Origin of the sequence: Pantoea sp. YU22 (assembly GCF_003970755.1) — a bacterium.
GTDB classification, from domain to species: domain Bacteria; phylum Pseudomonadota; class Gammaproteobacteria; order Enterobacterales; family Enterobacteriaceae; genus Pantoea; species Pantoea piersonii.
The window spans coordinates 52,113-69,239 of the sequence record NZ_RYDU01000014.1; the positions used below are offsets into that span (position 1 = coordinate 52,113).

Here is a 17,127-nt window from a genome sequence, read left to right on the forward strand (position 1 = left end):
CGAATATCGCTCTGCTTCTGTTATCGAACGGTGATGCAGGCGGTACTGCACCGATAGTGTGCAGATGCGCCGCACCGATTGGGCGTAGCGGGAAACGTACCGCAGAATGATAATCGCTCGTATTCAAATAACTAAATAATTCTATTTAAATCAATTGGATAAAATGTAATTTTTTAGTAAAAAGCTATCTTTTGTCCGGCATCATGGTGCATAATTCACCACTTCTCCCCTGCTAATTATTTTGCCTCTTTAAAGGAATCGACCATGCTGACTGCTGAAATGACTGCGCGTCTTAATGATCAACTTAACCTCGAATTTTTCTCCGCTAATCTCTATTTACAGATGAGCGCGTGGTGCAGCGATAAAGGTCTGGAAGGCGCAGCGGCATTTCTGAAAGAGCACTCCCGTGAAGAGATGGAGCACATGCAGCGCCTGTTTGAATACCTGAGCGATACGGGCGCCATGCCGGTGCTGGGCACCATCGCTGCGCCGCCGGTCGCCTATAACTCGCTGACGGAACTGCTGGAGCAGGCGCTGGACCATGAAAAGCTGATCACGCGAAAAATCAACGAGCTGGCGCATGCGGCTATCACGTCGCTCGACTACTCCACCTTTAATTTCCTGCAGTGGTATGTTGCAGAACAGCATGAAGAAGAGAAGCTGTTCAAAACCGTACTGGATAAGCTGGCGCTGGTAGGCAACAAAGGCGAAGGCCTGTTCCTGGTCGACAAAGATCTGGGACGTATGAATACGGAAAGCCACGGCGCTAACGGCTAAGGTGCCGATACGGGCCGAACGGCCCAATCGCAGCGTCGCTTAAGGTATCCATGCTTGCTCGGCCCGCGCCATCCCTGGTGCGGGCCGTTTTGCTTTTCAGGCCGTTCCGCCTGCGTTTTCTGTTCCGTGCAGCCGGCGTTCCTTCGCGGAACGCTGCGCCTTACAGGCTAAACCGCGCCTTTTTCTCGCCGTTGATCCACAGCTCGCGCGTCTCGCCAGCGGGCAGCAACACCTCAATTTCACGCCACGCGGGTTGATAATCGCCGCGCTTCTCCAGCGTCAGTTCAAGGCGTTCGCGACTGCTCTGCAGCGTCCAGCGCATCCAGAGTGCGTTGCCCTGCTGCCAGCCGTGGCTTTCGCCGTCGTCATCGAAAAATTCGCCCTCCGTGCGCGCCTCGCCCGGCGCAGGCCACAGCTGAAGCTCGCGCACCCTGTCGAGCCGCGCATCGGTGGTGGTTTCGCAGCGTCCCAGCGGCATGGCGGAACCGGCGCGCGCCAGCAGCGGCAAGCGGTCGAGCGGCGCGTCCAGCGTGACGGTTTGTCCGCCCGCCAGCCATTGGCCGCTGTGCCAGTCATACCAGCCGTGGGCGTTGCGCGGCAGATAGACCTCGCGCTCGCGGCTGCCCTCTTCCACCACGCTGGCGACCAGCAGATCGCGACCCAGCAGAAAGTCGTCATTTTCCCGGTAAGTCTCGCTGTCCTCTTCATGATCGAGGAAGGTTGGACGCAGCATCGGCTCATCCTGCGTGCTCGCCTGCCACAGCAGCGTGTAGAGGTAGGGCATCAGACGATAGCGCAGACGGATCGCCTCGCGGATCAGCGGCGTCACCTCCGGATACATCCAGGGCTCGTTCACGGTGTGATCGTCGTTCCACGAATGGATGGTAAAGCGCGGATGCATCACGCCATTCTGCACCCAGCGTACAAACAGCTCGGCGTCCGGCTTGTCGCCAGAGAAGCCGCCCACATCGTGGCCGACGTTAAACAGCCCGGAGAGGCTCATGCCCAGTCCCATGCGGATGTTGTAGCGCAGCGTCTGCCAGCTGGTGCGGTTATCGCCGCTCCATGTCTGCACGTAGCGCTGCATGCCGGCACAGCCGGAACGGGAGATCAGATAGGGACGCTTCTCCGGCGCGAACCGCTGCTGCGCCTCCAGCGAGGCGCGCATCATCAGCAGCGGCATCACCGGACGAATATGCTTAATGGCGATGCTCTGGCCGAAGCCGTAGCAGCGCGCTTCGCCGTCCCAGACTTCATACTCGTTATTGTCGTTCCAGGTGGCGTCGATACCCTTCTCCAGCAGCTGCGTGGTCACGTTCTCCTGCCACCAGCGCACCGCCTGCGGATGGGTAAAATCGAGGTGCGATCCCTCATCATCCCAGAACACCGAGCGCTCCGGGCGATCCTGCTCCGAGTCGCGAATAAAGAGCCCCTGCGACGCCACTTCCTGATAGCGCGGATGATCCTGCAGCAGGCAGGGTTTGATATTGGCCGCCAGCTTCATGCCCGCAGCGTGGAACGCCTCGCTCATGCCGTTGGGATTTGGCACCTTGTCGTAGTTCCAGTTAAAGACATAGCGCTTGTTGTTGATGGAGGTGTAGCCCGACGAAAGCTGGAACGAGTCGCAGGGGATTTCGTGCTCGCGGCAGAGACGGATAAAGCCCTGCAGCTGCTGCTGCGCGTCGGGCGCGTCGGTGTAGTGCATGGTCGAACCGCTGTAGCCCAGGCTCCATTTCGGCTGAAAAATAGTCCGGCCGGTCAGGCGCACAAAAGCCTGCGTCACCTCCAGCAGCTTCGGCCCCAGCATCAGGTAGTAGTCGAGATCGCCCGCTTCGGCGCGGTAGCGTCGATACGGCAGATGGTAGTTGTCCAGCTCGTTGCCGAGATCGAGCCAGCTGCTGCTCAGGTTGTCATAAAACAGGCCGAAGCTGACGCCGTCGCGCTGCGTCAGGGTAAAAGGAATGTGTTTATAGAGCGGATCGGTGCTGGCAGCGTTATAGCCCATGGCGTCGAGGTTGCGCATTTCGAAGCGACGGCCGCTGCGGTTCAGATCGCCTGTTTTTTCGCCGAGACCGTAGACGCGATCCTGCGGCTGGCGACGCTGGTAGTGCTCTACGCCGTCGCCGTGCGCGTTCAGCAAATAGGCACCGGTATGGCGATCGGCCGCCAGCGGCTGCCACTGTCCCTGATGAAAATGATCCCAGCTCAGACAAAGCGGATGATGCACCGTTACGCGCAAACGGTCGGTGCTGATACGCAGCTGGTTCTCTTCATGCTCCAGCTGAAACGCGGGCAGCGTAAAGCCGTCGAGGGATTCACGATCGCGCCCTTCCCACGGCACATCGTCGCCCGGCGCGATGCTCCAGGTGCGGTTTAACGCCAGCTTGCCGTCGCGCTTCAGCAGCACGCGTATCAGACCCGGTTCCAGCACGTACAGGCGCAGCAGATGCCGGTTATCCACTTTCAGCTCAACAAAATGATCCGCGTGCTGACTCAGCGTCCAGTTCTTCAGGGTTTTCATCAAAGTGTCCTTATTGTTCAGCGCTGCGCTGACGACGTTCGGCGATAAACATCACCAGGAAAATCGCGCCCACCAGGTCGAAAAAGCCCATGGCGACAAACAGCGGGTTAAAACCAATGGTGTCGGCAGTCACGCCGATAATCAGAGAGAAGATAAAGCTGGCGATCCAGGCGCAGGAGCCGCGCATGCCGTTAACCGTCGCCATCTGACGGCGATCGAAACGCTCTACCACCAGCGCGCTGAGCATGCAGGAGATCACCTGGTGGCCGAAGCCGCCGATAGAGATCAGGGCGATCGCCAGATAGGGATCTTTAACAAGCGTCATCAGCGCCAGCGAGATCATCAGCGCCGCGCCGGTGATCGAGCTGGCAACGATAGAGTTGACGCGCGTCAGGCCGAACCACTTCACGTAAATTTTGGTCAGATAGCCGCTGGCGACGCTGCCAAGATCGGCGGCCAGAAACGGCAGCCAGGCGAACATCACGATCTGCTTGAGATCCATGCCGCGTTCGTTAGCCAGGTAGAGCGGCACCCAGAAGCTGAGCACCGCCCAGGCGGGTTCGGCGAGAAACGCCGGTATGGCGATACCGTAGAATTTTTTCTCTTTCCCGATGGTTTTCAGTGCCTGAAAGAACGGCAGCTTTTCGCCCACGGCTTCATTGTCCTGGGTAATCCAGGCACGCTCTTCATCAGAGAGGCGGCCATGTTTTTCCGGCGACTGATAGCCCCACCACCAGAGACCGACCCACAGCAGCCCCAGCCCGCCGGTCAGCAGAAAGGCGCCCTGCCAGCCGAATGTAATATGCGCCACATAGATAATCGGCGGCGCCAGCATCGCGCCGACCGAAAAACCGACGCCCGCCCAGCCTGCGGCGACCGGCCGCTCTTTTTTCGGGAACCAGTCGCCGATCGCCTTGGCGTTGGCGGGCGTCGCCGCCGCCTCCGACGCGCCCATCACAAAGCGCAGCAGCGCCAGATGCAGCCAGCTGCCTGCGCCCGCGTGCAGCAGACAGGTTACCGACCAGACAAGCGCGCAGATGAGGAAGCCCATCTTCAGGCCGATCAGGTCAATCAGCCAGCCGCAGAGCGGCTGAAACAGGGTATAGGCGAGCTGAAACGCCGCGACGACCCAGGAGTAGTGCTCGGTGCTCATATTCAGGCTGGTTTTCAGCTCCGGCGCCAGAATGCCGAGCGAATTGCGCGTCACGTAATTAACGGTCACGCCCAGCAAAAACAGCCCCAGCATCCACCAGCGCAGATTTTTGATTGTGCGCATCGTACGCGTCGCGCCGATAGGCTTAGTTGTTGATTCAAGGCTCATTTGTCAGCTCCTGTGCAGGCTTTTAACGGCCAGATTGATCCTTCACACCGCCCTCTGGCGTACCGCGTGTACCTGTCTGGCACCTTAAAAAAGCGCGAAACGTCGGTATAGCCTCTTTTTTGCAACTTTTTTCATGGCAAACTTTTCGACGCGTTTAAAGCTGCTTCTTTGCCTTATCTGACGCGATTCAGCATGCAATGAAAAATTTTTCATTGGCAGATTTGAGGACGATCACAAAATGAAACAAAGGCTGAAAATCAGCGAAATTGCGGCGCTCAGCGGCGTGTCGATCAGCACCGTTTCGCGCGTGCTGGCGGGTAAAGCCAATACCCGCGCCAGCACGCGCGACAAGGTACTGGCAGTGGCGCAACAGCAGGGGGTGCTGGATAACCTGCACAGCGGGCGCCTGCTGCTGAATAATTTGATGGTATTTGCGCCGCCGCGCGCCTTCGACGTGCGCAGCGATATCTTTTATTACAAGGTTATTCAGGGCATCGCGCAGGCGATCGCGCCGCACGAGGTGCGTTTACGCTACTGCGCGCTGGAAGAGAATGAGAGCGACACGTCGCTGTTTCTGGAGAAGATGCAGCAGACCGACGCCGCGCTGCTGGTGGGTATCGACGACGATCATATCCACCAGCTCGCGGCGGAGATAAACAAGCCGTGCGTGTTGATCAATGCGATGGACCGCCGTATGCGGCTCTCTTCGGTCTCTCCGCATCATCAGCTGATTGGCGAAAGCGCCGCGCGCTATCTGTTTGAACAGGGACACCGCCAGATTTTGTCGCTGCACTGCCTGCGCCGCTACACCATGGAGCAGCGCTTACAGGGGGTGCGCGACGCCTGGCACGCCATGAATCTGCGCTTCGACAGCCGTCAGCATCTGCTGACGCTGACCAGCTTCAGCCGTCTTGAGGCGGCGGAAAGGTTGGGCGAATACCTGAAGCATTGCCCGCTCGCCCAGCGGCCGACGGCGATTCTGGCGAGCGGCGACTATATCGCCGCTGGCGCGGTGGAGGCGTTGCAGCAGGCGGGACTGCGCGTGCCGCAGGATGTCTCGGTAATGAGCATGGATGGCTTTAACCTTGCCGCCATCCACGATATTCCGCTGACCTCCGTGCAGGTGCCGCGCGACGAGCTGGGCGCAGAGGCGGTACGCATAGTGCAGAGCATGCGCCTGAACGCGCAGGCGCTGCCCGGCACGCTGCTGCTGCACGGCAAGCTGGTGGTGCGCGAGTCGGTACGCCGCATTCGCGACAACCCCAGCCACGCGCCGGTGCAGCAGCACGGCCTCTATGATTAGGCCGGGGTGTGTAGCGCTTTCAGCCGCAGCTCCGACGGCTGCGGGCGGCCAAAATAGTAGCCCTGGAACAGCGTACAGCCCTCTTCGCGCAGCTTCGCGAACTGTTCGCTGCTCTCCACCCCTTCGGCAGTGATTTGAATATCGAGGCTGCGGCTCATGCCGGTAATGGCACGGATAATCGCCAGCGCCTCGCGACTGTCGCCCATATCGCTGATAAAGGATTTGTCGATTTTGATCTTATCGAACGGGAAGGATCGCAGATAGCTGAGCGACGAATAGCCGGTGCCAAAGTCATCCAGCGCAATCTGCACGCCGAGTTTTTTCAGGCTCTCCAGCGTGCGGATATTGCCGAGCGAGTCGTCGAGCAGCACCGACTCGGTGATTTCCACTTCCAGCCGGTTCGGCTCCAGCCCGGAGTCACGCAGCGCAGCCTCCACGACCGATACCAGCGAGCTGTTTTTAAACTGCAGCGGCGAGAGGTTTACTGACACCGTCTGCTTGCCTTCCCAGCTTGTCGCCTCGCGGCAGGCTTCGTAGAGCGCATAAGCGCCGAGCATATGAATCAGGCCGCTCTCCTCTGCAATGGGAATAAAGTCGTTCGGCATAATCAGCCCTTTCACCGGATGGTGCCAGCGCATCAACGCCTCGTAGCCGATAATCGACTGTACCGCCTCGCCGTCAGTAATCGGCTGGTAGTAGAGCTTAAGCTGATGGCCGCCGATCGCCTCGCGCAGATCGTTCTCTATCACCCGGCGGCTGCGCGCCACGTCATCCATCGCCAGCGTAAAATGCTCATAGCGATTGCGCCCGTTACGCTTGGCCTCATAAAGCGCCATATCGGCGCAGCGCAGCATCTGCTCCGGCGTATTGGTGATAGTCCCGCTCAGGGCGATGCCGACGCTGAGGCCGACGCTCAGGTTATGGCCTTCGACGTTAACCGGCGGGCGTATCGCTTCGATCAGGCGCTGGGCGACGAGCGCCGCCTCCTCCGCATTCCCCACGGACGGCAGGACGATAGCGAACTCGTCGCCGCCGATACGTGCCAGCGTGTCGCGATCGCGCAGCGCGGCGCGCAGCCGTTTGGCGACCGCGCGCAGCAACTCGTCGCCGATCTGGTGGCCAAGCGCATCGTTTACGTTCTTGAAATTATCGAGATCCAGACAGAGCGTGGCGGTCTGTCGGCTGCCCTGCGCATCATGCCGCAGCGCCTCGCTTAGCCGCTGCCGGAACAGAATGCGGTTCGGCAGGCTGGTGAGGTTATCGTGATGCGCCATATGGTGGATGCGCGCATCGGCGGCGCGCTGGTCGGTGACATCCTCGACGATCAGCATAATGTAGTTCTGGCGCGCATCCTGTCCGGCGATGGTGGTGGCGCGGGTATGCAGGATGCGTTCGCCGCTGGCGGTGAGCAATAGCTGCTCGCGCTGGTGAATGCCCTCGTTGCGCAGCGCGATATCCGCCAGGCTGTTGAAGTAGTCGCTGAGTTCAGCCGACATGCACTCGTGCGGCTTTTTGTTGACCAGCAGCGCTTTAGACAGGCCGAACAGCTTTTCCGACCGATCGTTGACCAGCAGGATCTCGCGCGTAATGGCGTCTTCGACCACCACGCAGGAGGGAATATTGGTGATGATGTTATCGAGGAATTTCGACAGCGCCCACATTTTTGCGCTCTGCGCTTCGGCCAGGTCTTTGGCGCGCAGCAGCTGCTGCTCCTGCTCGCGGCGCTCGGTAATGTCGCGGGTGATCTTGGCGAAGCCGATCAGCTTTCCTTCGTCGTTATGGATGGCGTCGATGACCACATGCGCCCAGAAGGCGCTGCCGTCCTTGCGGTAGCGCCAGCCCTCATCCTCGAAGCGGCCGTTCTTCAGCGCGGTCGCCAGATTTGTCTCCGGGGCGCGCTGCAAACGCTCCTGCGCGCTGTAAAACACCGAAAAGTGCTGGCCGACAATCTCTTCGGCGACATAGCCTTTGGCGCGCTGCGCCCCGGCGTTCCAGTTCACTACGCAGCCGCTGATATCCAGCATATAGATGGCGTAATCGGTGACCCCTTCCACCAGCAGGCGAAAGCGCTGCTCCTGTTCGCGCTGCGCGCGCAGCATCGCCTGTTGCTCGGTGCAGTCACGGGTGATTTTGGCGTAGCCGATAAGCTTGCCGCCGTCGTCGCGCACGGCGTCGATAATGACGTGCGCCCAGAACGCGCTGCCGTCTTTGCGGTAGCGCCAGCCCTCATCTTCGAAACGACCGGTGCGATAGGCTGTCTGGAGGTTTTTTTGCGGAATAAGCGCCTTGCGATCCTGGGCGCTATAGAAGCGGGAGAAGTGCTGGCCGACAATCTCTTCGGCAACATAGCCTTTGGCGCGCTGCGCCCCGGCGTTCCAGTTTACGACCAGCCCGTCGTGATCCAGCATATAAATGGCGTAGTCGGTTACGCCCTCCACCAGCAGGCGGAAACGCGCCTCCTGTTCACGCTCTTTGCGCTGCTGCGCCTGCTGTTCAGTGCAGTCGCGCGTAATCTTGGCGAAGCCGATCAGCTCGCCGTGGGGATCGCGAATGGCGTCGATAACCACATGCGCCCAAAAGGCGCTGCCATCTTTACGGTAGCGCCAGCCTTCGGTTTCGAAGCTGCCGGTGCGCGCGGCGGTATCCAGGCCGCGCTGCGGCACACCCTTCTGCCGATCGCTTTCGCTGTAAAACAGCGAGAAATGCTTACCGACGATCTCATCTGGCGTGTAGCCTTTCGCCCGTTGCGCCCCTGCATTCCAGTTAGCGACAGTGCCGTCTGGTTTAAGCATATAGATGGCGTAATCGATCACGCTTTGTACCAGTAACCGATACATGACATCTGCATTTTTATCCATTGTTATTAGCCTGTTGCTGCGCTGTCTGAGGTTGTCCCCAAAAATTAAGAAAGCTCTTAATGAGGCCCCGACTACATCCGAAATGCCCTGTTTTGACAAGCACTAATAAGCGGATGACGAAAGTTAGTAGGTGTTTTATCGGCAGTGGCGAGAAAATGTTCAACTGTAAATAAACGTGTGTAATGGCGGGTTTAAGACGGTAAAGAATAAGCAGGTAAAAGCGAAAATGCACGAAAAGCCCGACGCCGGGGGTCGGGCTTAACGCTCAATAAAATCAGTCACCTGTGCCGCGGCGTGGGCAAAACGCCTGGAGGCTTACCCTTCCGTCTCCTCCGCCGCTACCTGATGCACGGCAATATACCGTTCGTAGCGCGACGCCTTCAGCCGCGTTAAATCCACCAGTACCAGTCCGTCGATGCAGTGATTGAACTCGGGATCGCTGCCGAAATCGATAAACTGCACGCCGCCAGGCTCGCACAGCTCCGAATACTGCTTATAGAGCGTCGGAATAGCGCAGCCGAGGTTGCTCAGCAGCAGCTTGAGCCTGCGCAAATCTTCCTGATAGTCGTCGCCGCTAAACTGCGCCAGCACGTCCGGCAGCGAAGCGGGATAAGGCCGACGCGACGTCGCCAGCGGCAGTTCGGTGGGGAAATAGAGCCGGTAGAAAGCCACCAGCAGATCGCGCGCCGCCAGCGGCATGCCACCCGAGATGGAAACCGGTCCAAACAGATAGCGCGTCTGAGGATAGCGCGCCAGATAAGCGCCGATGCCGAGCCAGAGATAATCGAGCCCGCGCTTGCCCCAGTATGCAGGCTGAATAAAGCTGCGCCCCAGTTCAATGCTCTGCTGCAAAATTGGCATCATGCGCTCGTCGTAGTGGAACAGGCTGTGGCTGTAAAACCCTTCCAGACCGCGTCTGGAGAGCTGTTCGTCACCGGGAATAAAGCGGTAGGCGCCGACGATCTCCAGCTGCGCATCATCCCACAGGATAAGGTGGTAATAGTCGTCGTCGTAGTTATCCAGATCGCGACGGCGGCCGCTGCCCTCGCCCACCGCGCGAAAGGCGATTTCACGGAGTCGCCCCAGCTCGCGCAGCAGCGGTACCCAGGTCGCGCCGTTGCGCCGCCACAGATAGATCTGTTTGCCGTCGCCGGTGGTGCCGAGATGCTCGCTCTCGCGCAGCGCCCGCTTCAGCTCCGCGCGATCCTCGGCGCGGGCGATCGCTTTTTCAGTCTGGAACAGGCCGGGACGCTGCTGGCCGATACGGTAGAGGTGTTTGCGCAGCCGTTTTGCCAGCGCTTTGCCCGGCGTATGGCCGTCATGCCAGTGCGCAAACGGAATTTGCGCGCCGATATGCAGCTTGATGCGGGTGCCGCGCTGGCGGAACATCTCGCGCACCAGCATCAGCAGCGCCAGCGGCTGGGCGATTTTGGCCGCCGCGTAGAAGAGTCCGCTGTTGCGCCCGTCGATAAATACCGGCACCAGCGGGGCGCGGGCGCGGGCGGCAAGACGCAGAAAGGTGTGGTGCCAGCGGCCGTCGCGCACGCCGCGGCTGCTGAGGCGCGACACTTCGCCCGCCGGGAAGATAATCAGCACGCCATCATTGCTGAGGTGCTGCTGCATGCGCTGAAGCTGGTCACGGCTGGTACGGTTGCCCATATTGTCTACCGGCAGCATCAGCGTATTAAGCGGCTCCACCATCATCAGCATGCGGTTGGCGACGATTTTCACGTCGCGCCGCACCTGCGCCACCGCTGACAGCAGCGCCAGACCGTCGAGCGCGCCGAGGGGATGGTTGGCGACGATAACGACCGGCCCGCGCGGCGGGATCTGCTCCAGATCGCGTTCGCTCAGCTCGCAGCGCACGTCGAGGTGCTCCAGCACCTGCTCGATCATATCGAGCCCTTTCAGATGGGGATAGCGCGCGGCGAAGCGCTGGAACTCCTCTTCATGCAGGGCCCAGCGCAATACCCGACGCTGCCAGCCAGTGGGGTGAGCCTGTGGCCAGAAGCGTTCGACAACCTGATCGACAGAGAACATAACGCGCCTTTTTTCGACGATGGTGACGCCAAAAATAAGACGAGATGTTTTCAAATTTATGACGCGGCGCGGCTCAGAAACGGTCGGCGATCGGCATCCAGATATCGGTCATCGCGCCCTCTTTGCCGGTAAAGGGATCGCGCGTTGGCAGCGGCACCTCCTTCACCTGCTGCTGGGCCACGTGCAGCTTGTCCGGCTCATCGCGCTGCGTCTCTGGCGCAAAGCCCTCCGGGTAAGCACCGACCACCATAAAGTCTTCGCTGGCATAGACCTGCTTATGGCCGACGCCCGCCGGGATCAGCACCGCATCGCCCGCGCGCAGCGTTACCATACGGCCCGTTTCGCCGCCGAACAGCACTTCCGCCCAGCCCTGCGCCACGCCCAGCAGCTCATGCGTATTGGGATGGAAATGCGTATAGGGAAAGATGTCGTAGCGCCATGAGGGCGGCCAGCCGTTACGCGCGAAGGTCTGTTCAAACCAGCCGGCAAAGTCGGGTTCTTCCTCCTGCGTTTCATTTTGCGCATCATTCTGCATTTCATCCTGCATCTCATCCAGCGCGATGCTCGGCCAGATGATAAGCGGCAGCGGATTGTTCGGCACGCCGCCCGATGGGCTGGCGAGCATCAGATGCTGCGGGTTATTTGACGAACCGGCGGCAAAGGTGCCCGCCGCGAAGGACATCAGTAACAACAGACTGGAAGAGGGGGCAGTCATACAGGTTCTCCGGTTAGCTTTCAGCTAAGTGTGGCAAACCTCATGACCGTTGCAATGTGCGCGCGCCAGCAAAAACACCATAAAAGCAGGTATTTGCTAACCAAACACAAATAACAACGCAACAATCCTGTCACTTTGTGCTGCCGGTTTATCCCGGCAGCGCTTCGCAAAGGGTATGAGGCGACGTGACGCTGTTTTTCTGCTCCGACAGCGGCGCGAAATCAGGCAGTTCAGCGACTTTCTCCGGCGGCACAGGCTTACCCAGTAAATATCCCTGCAGCGTATTGCAGCCTAAACCGGTTAAAAACGCCTGCTGTTCAGCCGTTTCCACCCCTTCCGCCACCACTTTCAGATCCAGCGACTGCGCCAGCGCGACGATGGCGGAGACGATGGTGGCATCCTCGGAGTGATGCTGTAGCTCATTGACGAACGCCCGGTCGATCTTGAGTTCGCTGGCCGGCAGGCGCTTGAGATAGAGCAGGCTCGAATAGCCGGTACCGAAGTCGTCAATCGAGGCTTTGACCCCCAGCCGCGTCAGTTCGGTAAGAATACGCACGCTCTCGTCCGGATCGCGCATCGCGGTGGTTTCCGTCACCTCCAGCGTCAGCAGCTCGGGCGGAATGTCATGCGTCGCCAGCGCCGCCATCACCGTTTCCACCAGACTGCTCTGCTCAAACTGCAGCGCCGAGAGGTTCACCGCCACCGACCAGTTGCTGTGCCCCTGCTGACGCCATTCGTGCAGCTGGCGGCACGCTTCGTTGATGACCCAGCTGCCGATATTGACGATCATGCCGGTCTTTTCCGCCAGCGGCAGGAAGATATCGGGCGTCAGCAGGCCGCGCGTCGGATGCTGCCAGCGCAGCAGCGCTTCAAAACCGATAATCGGGCCGCGCGGCGCACAATATTTCGGCTGGTAGAACAGGCGCAGCTCCCCGTTTTCCTGGGCGTGCCACAGATCGTTATTAAGCTGCAGCTGGGTCTGGGCCAGCGTATTCATTGAGGGCTGGAAGAAGTTATGTCCGTTGCGCCCGTTATTTTTGGTGTGGTACATCGCGGCGTCGGCGTTGAACATCAGCTCGCGCTCATCTTTGCCGTCGCCGGGGTAGACCGCAATGCCGATGCTCAGCGACACCATCAGCTCATAGCGAGAGATGGCAAACGGGCGCTCAATGGCTTTGACCAGCGTATCCGCCACCGTGGCGGCGTCGTTGGGATCGTTAATTTCAATCAGTAGCACAAACTCATCGCCGCCCATGCGCGCCAGCGTGTAATACCCTTTCATCTGATCGCTCATGCGTTCGGTGACGGCGATCAGCAGATTATCTCCGACGTGATGGCCGAAGGCGTCGTTTACCGCCTTAAAGCCGTCGAGATCCATAAACATCAGCGCAAACTGGGTGCGTTCGCGGTTGGCTTTATTGATCGCCTGCTCCAGACGATCCTCCAGCAGAATGCGGTTCGGCAGGCGCGTCAGGTTGTCGTGCAGCGCCAGCTGCGCCAGTTCGCGGTTCGCCTCCGCCAGCGAGCGCGCCAGAATCGCGGTACGCGCCTGCATGCGCGCGTCGAGCATCGACACCAGCAGCGTAATGCCGAGGATCGCCAGCGTGACCACCGTCACCAGGATCGCCAGCCAGTTGCTGTTGACGCCCATCTTGATCGTATGGCTGTGCGCCGGAAAGTTGGCTGCCGCCATGCCGGTATAGTGCATGCCCGCGATAGCGAGGCCCATCACCACCGAAGCGCCGAGACGCAGCAGCGTCGTACGGCCCGTGGTGCCGTCACGCAGGTTAAACGCCAGCCACAGCGCCGCGCCAGACGCCACCAGCGCGATAACCACCGAGAGCGCAATCCAGTTCCAGTTCCAGCTGATGCCGGGCGAAAGCATCAGCGCCGCCATCCCGGTGTAGTGCATCGCCACCACGCCGCTGCCCAGCACCAGCGCGCCGCCCAGCAGTTTTTTTATCGGTAATTCGCCCTGGCAGACCAGCCAGAGCGCGAAGATCGAGGCGATCACGGCAATCGCCATCGAGATGCCGGTGAGCGACGCGTCGTAGCTCATCACCATCTCCATGGTCATAGAGAGCATGCCGATAAAGTGCATTGCCCAGATGCCGACGCCCATGGCGAAGCCGCCGCCAAACAGCCATATCAACGCGACTTTTCCTGTTGAAGTGGCCACGCGGCCCGCCATATCCAGCGCGGTAAAGGACGCCAGCATCGCAACAAGAATGGAGACGATGACGGTAAACGAATCGTATGAGGTCACTAACATAGTGAAGTCCCGTTAAAGCGCAAAAACGCAGCCATGGAGTTGTAATGAAAAAGTCACGCGGATGAATTATTTGCTCAGGTTATCGGCAAAAGGCAAAAGGTAATTAGCTCACATCGATGAAAGCTTCCGATGCCTGTGAGCGTTAAAATCTATCGTCAAACGGTGGCGAAGTCGGCAATGCGCTCGGCAGGCGTCGGTTTACCCAGAAGATAACCCTGCAGCGCGTCAAAGCCGAGCCGGGTCAGCAGCGTCTGCTGCTCTTCGGTTTCGACTCCTTCCGCCACCATTTGCAGGTTGAGCGTCTGTGCCAGCGCCAGCATTGCGCTTACCACGGTGGCATCCTGGCTGTCGGCGCGCAGGCTGTTGATAAAGCTGCGGTCAATCTTCAGCTCGCTGGCGTCAAGGTTTTTCAGATGCAGCAGATTAGCGTAGCCGATACCGAACTTATCGATCGCCACCCTGACCTGAATTTTTTGCAGCTCGCTGATGCGCTGCTGGCTAAATTGCGGATCGCGCATGGCGATACTCTCTGTGATCTCCAGCGTCAGCGACCCGCCCGGCAGTTGATGGCGCAGCAGCGCCTGACGCACCGTATCCAGCAGATCGCGCTGGTGAAACTGCAGCGCTGACAGGTTAACGGAAACCGTCCAGCGCGCGTGTCCGTCGCTGTGCCACTGTTTAAGCTGGCGGCAGGCTTCGTTGATCACCCAGTTACCCAGCGCGACGATCTGCCCGGTCTTCTCCGCGCGCGGCAAAAAAATGTCGGGCATCAGCAGACCGCGCGTCGGGTGCTGCCAGCGCAGCAGGGCTTCAAAGCCGATCAGCTCGCTGCTGCTGGAACGAAACTTCGGCTGATAGAACAGCCGCATCTCCTGACGCTCCAGCGCCAGCCACAGATCGTTGGCCAGCGCCAGCTGATGCTGCGCGCTGGCGCTCATCGCCGGTTCGAACAGACAGTAGCCGTTACGCCCGCTGTGTTTGGTGTGGTACATCGCCGAATCGGCGTTGAACATCAGCTCCTGCTTGTTGCGCCCATGCTGCGGATAAAAAGCGATGCCCACGCTGAGCGAGACGCGCAACAGGTAGCGATCCAGCTCAAACGCCGCATCGATCGCCCTGACCAGCCGCTGCGCCAGCGCCACGGCGTGTCGACTTTCATTGCCCTGGGTCAGCAGTACGAACTCATCGCCGCCGAGCCGCGCCAGCAGCATCCCGTCGTCGCTAAGCTGGCCACGCAGGCGCTCGGCGACGGCAATCAGCAAGCGATCGCCGACGTAGTGACCCCAGGTGTCGTTGACAGCCTTAAAGCCGTCGAGATCCATATACATCAGGGTAAAGCCGCTATCGTCGTCCAATGCCTGGCTAAGGGCGGCTTCCAGCCGCTGCTCCAGCATCACGCGATTAGGCAGCGCGGTGAGATTGTCGTGCATCGCCAGTTGATGCAGCTCCTGATTCGCCTGTTTCAGACGCTGCGCCAGACGCGCGGCGCGCAACTGAGCATCCAGCATTGAGGCGAGCAGCGTAAAGCCGAGGATAGAGAGCGTCACCAGCGCGACCCATACCGCCAGCCCCTGCCCGCTGACGCCCTGCGCCAGCATCATGCTGTGGCGATCGAACTGTGCCGCCGCCATGCCGGTGTAGTGCATGCCCGCGATGGCGACGCCCATTACCAGCGCGCCGAGCGCGCGCATCGTCAGCAGATTTTTTTCGCCCTGACGCAGGTGAAAAGCCAGCCAGAGCGCGGCGGCGGAGGCGCAGTAAGCGATGGCGACGGAGAGTGCAACCAGCGGAAGGCGCCAGTGTGGCGCAGGCGTGATAAGCAGCGCGAGCATGCCGGTATAGTGCATCGCCACCACGCCGCTGCCGAGCATGGCGCTGCCGATAAGCCAGCGGTGACGGCTAAACTGCCCGCCCTGAGTCTGGGCAAACGCCAGCATACAGGCGACGCAGGCCGCCAGCAGGGAGAACACCGTCAGGCCAATGTCGTAGCGCATCGGCATCACCATCGCCAGCATACCGATAAAGTGCATCGCCCAGATGCCGATGCCCATCGCCATGCCGCCAGCCATCAGCCACACGCGCGCCATCCAGCCGTGAGACACCGCGACGCGCCCTGCCGTGTCCAGCGCGGTAAACGCGGCAATAAAAGCGACGATCAGCGAAACGCCGACCAGAACGCTATCCCAGGTGACCAGCAGCATGTGCAACTCCTCACACCCCGCCCATGAGCAGGCGCTGTGTTGTAATCAACAAAGATTTCAAAAAAACAGACGGATAAATAGCGGTCAGCCGTGCAGTTTATTATTTTCAGGGCCGTATAACGCTGTACCGGTCAGGTCGACATGCGATTAAGGTTTTTCCTGGCATAGCCTGTTAAAGCGTAACTGGTTCTGATTAATGTATGAACATATCACTGTTAGCGAAGCGACGGTAGAGGGCAAAATGTCCCCCGCTTTGCTTTTTTTTTGGCTCGCCCAACGCCTTGGTATTACAGGTTTATCGACCGGATAAATTAATTGATTAATGAAAAGTTGCGGTATCGCTTCACCGGAGCTTGTGCGCTGTTCTATATTAAGTAAAATTTATAAAAAGCACTTAGCTTAAAGCTAAGATTTTCCTCAGGATGAGGCGTAATCTCTGGCCTGGCCGGGGCCGCTACGCCAGATCTTGCTTGTGTTACTAATTAATCACCGGGCGAAAAAGCACTGACTCTACATAATCGGTAAGGATTAATTATGAAATTCAAGCTTTTTCTGTTTGCCGCTGCGGGCCTGACCTCGGCATTATCCTCTGTTACTTTTGCCGCCACCACGACAGGGACAATTAACGCTACCCTGACGCTGACCACGGGCTGCCTGGTGAACGGCCAGTCCGCCACCAGCGGCGTTAACTTCGGTACCCTGAACTTCGGCAGCAGCGCGGCGACCTTCGACACCCTGAACGCCACGCTGGTCGGTGCGGCCGGCAACGGTATTTACGTGCGCTGCACCACCGGTCAGACCTACAACGTGCAGGTGACCAGCAGTAACGCAGCACCTGCCACTGTCTTTGGGACGGTTTCCGGCCAGCCGCGCTACCTGATCCTCGGCTCCAACAATACGCAAGGGATCGCCTACACGCTGTACAGCGACGCGGCCTTTACCACCGCTATCGCCAACAACACCAATATCCCCGCCACCGATACCACTGACCCTACGCTTGGCACCAACTACGCCATCTACGGGCGCGTCGTGGGCGGCGGCTTCAACCCGCTTATTCCGGCAGGTACCTATACCGACACCATTAACGTCGCCGTGAACTACTGATCGCGCGTTCAGGAG

General features: G+C 59.5%; 10 protein-coding genes. 3 read left to right on the forward strand and 7 right to left on the reverse strand.

Going from position 1 to position 17,127, the window contains the following annotated elements:
- The first annotated feature begins 264 nt into the window (after positions 1 to 264).
- On the forward strand, positions 265 to 777 hold the full coding sequence (gene ftnA, locus EKL29_RS17305) for a non-heme ferritin (protein WP_126690307.1): 513 nt from the start codon (positions 265 to 267) through the stop codon (positions 775 to 777).
- 160 nt (positions 778 to 937) lie between these two features.
- Here ftnA and EKL29_RS17310 read toward each other — a convergent pair whose 3' ends face one another.
- A complete protein-coding gene (locus EKL29_RS17310; RefSeq protein ID WP_126690308.1) occupies positions 938 to 3,298 on the reverse strand; it encodes a TIM-barrel domain-containing protein in 2,361 nt (786 codons plus the stop codon).
- A gap of 10 nt (positions 3,299 to 3,308) precedes the next feature.
- The gene (locus tag EKL29_RS17315; RefSeq protein WP_120454719.1) at positions 3,309 to 4,619 is read right to left on the reverse strand and encodes an MFS transporter; all 1,311 of its coding nucleotides are present in this window, start codon (positions 4,617 to 4,619) and stop codon (positions 3,309 to 3,311) included.
- Positions 4,620 to 4,857: 238 nt separating this feature from the next.
- Between EKL29_RS17315 and EKL29_RS17320 the strand changes: the two genes are divergently transcribed.
- Entirely contained in the window at positions 4,858 to 5,922 is a 1,065-nt protein-coding gene (locus tag EKL29_RS17320) for a LacI family DNA-binding transcriptional regulator (RefSeq protein ID WP_120454721.1), read from the forward strand.
- Here EKL29_RS17320 and EKL29_RS17325 read toward each other — a convergent pair.
- The 5 genes from EKL29_RS17325 to EKL29_RS17345 all read right to left on the reverse strand — a co-directional run bounded on the left by EKL29_RS17325 (position 5,919) and on the right by EKL29_RS17345 (position 16,008).
- Positions 5,919 to 8,780 (reverse strand): EAL domain-containing protein, encoded by a 2,862-nt coding sequence (locus tag EKL29_RS17325; RefSeq protein WP_126690309.1) that lies wholly within the window; start codon positions 8,778 to 8,780, stop codon positions 5,919 to 5,921. The two genes, EKL29_RS17320 and EKL29_RS17325, sit on opposite strands and share 4 nt — an antisense overlap.
- 315 nt (positions 8,781 to 9,095) lie before the next feature.
- Positions 9,096 to 10,820, reverse strand: coding sequence for a lysophospholipid acyltransferase family protein (locus EKL29_RS17330; protein WP_126690310.1), 1,725 nt, complete (start codon positions 10,818 to 10,820; stop codon positions 9,096 to 9,098).
- 73 nt (positions 10,821 to 10,893) lie between these two features.
- On the reverse strand, positions 10,894 to 11,535 hold the full coding sequence (locus tag EKL29_RS17335; protein WP_120454727.1) for a cupin domain-containing protein: 642 nt from the start codon (positions 11,533 to 11,535) through the stop codon (positions 10,894 to 10,896).
- A 148-nt stretch (positions 11,536 to 11,683) separates the two neighbouring features.
- Positions 11,684 to 13,807 carry a bifunctional diguanylate cyclase/phosphodiesterase gene (locus EKL29_RS17340; protein WP_120454729.1) on the reverse strand — a complete coding sequence of 708 codons (2,124 nt, stop codon included), beginning with the start codon at positions 13,805 to 13,807 and terminating at the stop codon, positions 11,684 to 11,686.
- 155 nt (positions 13,808 to 13,962) lie between these two features.
- Entirely contained in the window at positions 13,963 to 16,008 is a 2,046-nt protein-coding gene (locus EKL29_RS17345; RefSeq protein WP_126690311.1) for a bifunctional diguanylate cyclase/phosphodiesterase, read from the reverse strand.
- Positions 16,009 to 16,542: 534 nt separating this feature from the next.
- Here EKL29_RS17345 and EKL29_RS17350 point away from each other — a divergent pair.
- Complete coding sequence (locus tag EKL29_RS17350) at positions 16,543 to 17,112, forward strand: spore coat protein U domain-containing protein (RefSeq protein WP_120454733.1); 570 nt, start codon at positions 16,543 to 16,545, stop codon at positions 17,110 to 17,112.
- Positions 17,113 to 17,127: the final 15 nt, after the last annotated feature.

Excerpts from the sequence above, each read along its gene's own strand:
- ftnA (WP_126690307.1), top strand. The coding sequence starts at position 265 with ATGCTGACTGCTGAAATGACTGCGCGTCTTAATGATCAACTTAACCTC.
- EKL29_RS17310 (WP_126690308.1), bottom strand. The coding sequence starts at position 3,298 with ATGAAAACCCTGAAGAACTGGACGCTGAGTCAGCACGCGGATCATTTT.
- EKL29_RS17315 (WP_120454719.1), bottom strand. The coding sequence starts at position 4,619 with ATGAGCCTTGAATCAACAACTAAGCCTATCGGCGCGACGCGTACGATG.
- EKL29_RS17320 (WP_120454721.1), top strand. The coding sequence starts at position 4,858 with ATGAAACAAAGGCTGAAAATCAGCGAAATTGCGGCGCTCAGCGGCGTG.
- EKL29_RS17325 (WP_126690309.1), bottom strand. The coding sequence starts at position 8,780 with ATGGATAAAAATGCAGATGTCATGTATCGGTTACTGGTACAAAGCGTG.
- EKL29_RS17330 (WP_126690310.1), bottom strand. The coding sequence starts at position 10,820 with ATGTTCTCTGTCGATCAGGTTGTCGAACGCTTCTGGCCACAGGCTCAC.
- EKL29_RS17335 (WP_120454727.1), bottom strand. The coding sequence starts at position 11,535 with ATGACTGCCCCCTCTTCCAGTCTGTTGTTACTGATGTCCTTCGCGGCG.
- EKL29_RS17340 (WP_120454729.1), bottom strand. The coding sequence starts at position 13,807 with ATGTTAGTGACCTCATACGATTCGTTTACCGTCATCGTCTCCATTCTT.
- EKL29_RS17345 (WP_126690311.1), bottom strand. The coding sequence starts at position 16,008 with ATGCTGCTGGTCACCTGGGATAGCGTTCTGGTCGGCGTTTCGCTGATC.
- EKL29_RS17350 (WP_120454733.1), top strand. The coding sequence starts at position 16,543 with ATGAAATTCAAGCTTTTTCTGTTTGCCGCTGCGGGCCTGACCTCGGCA.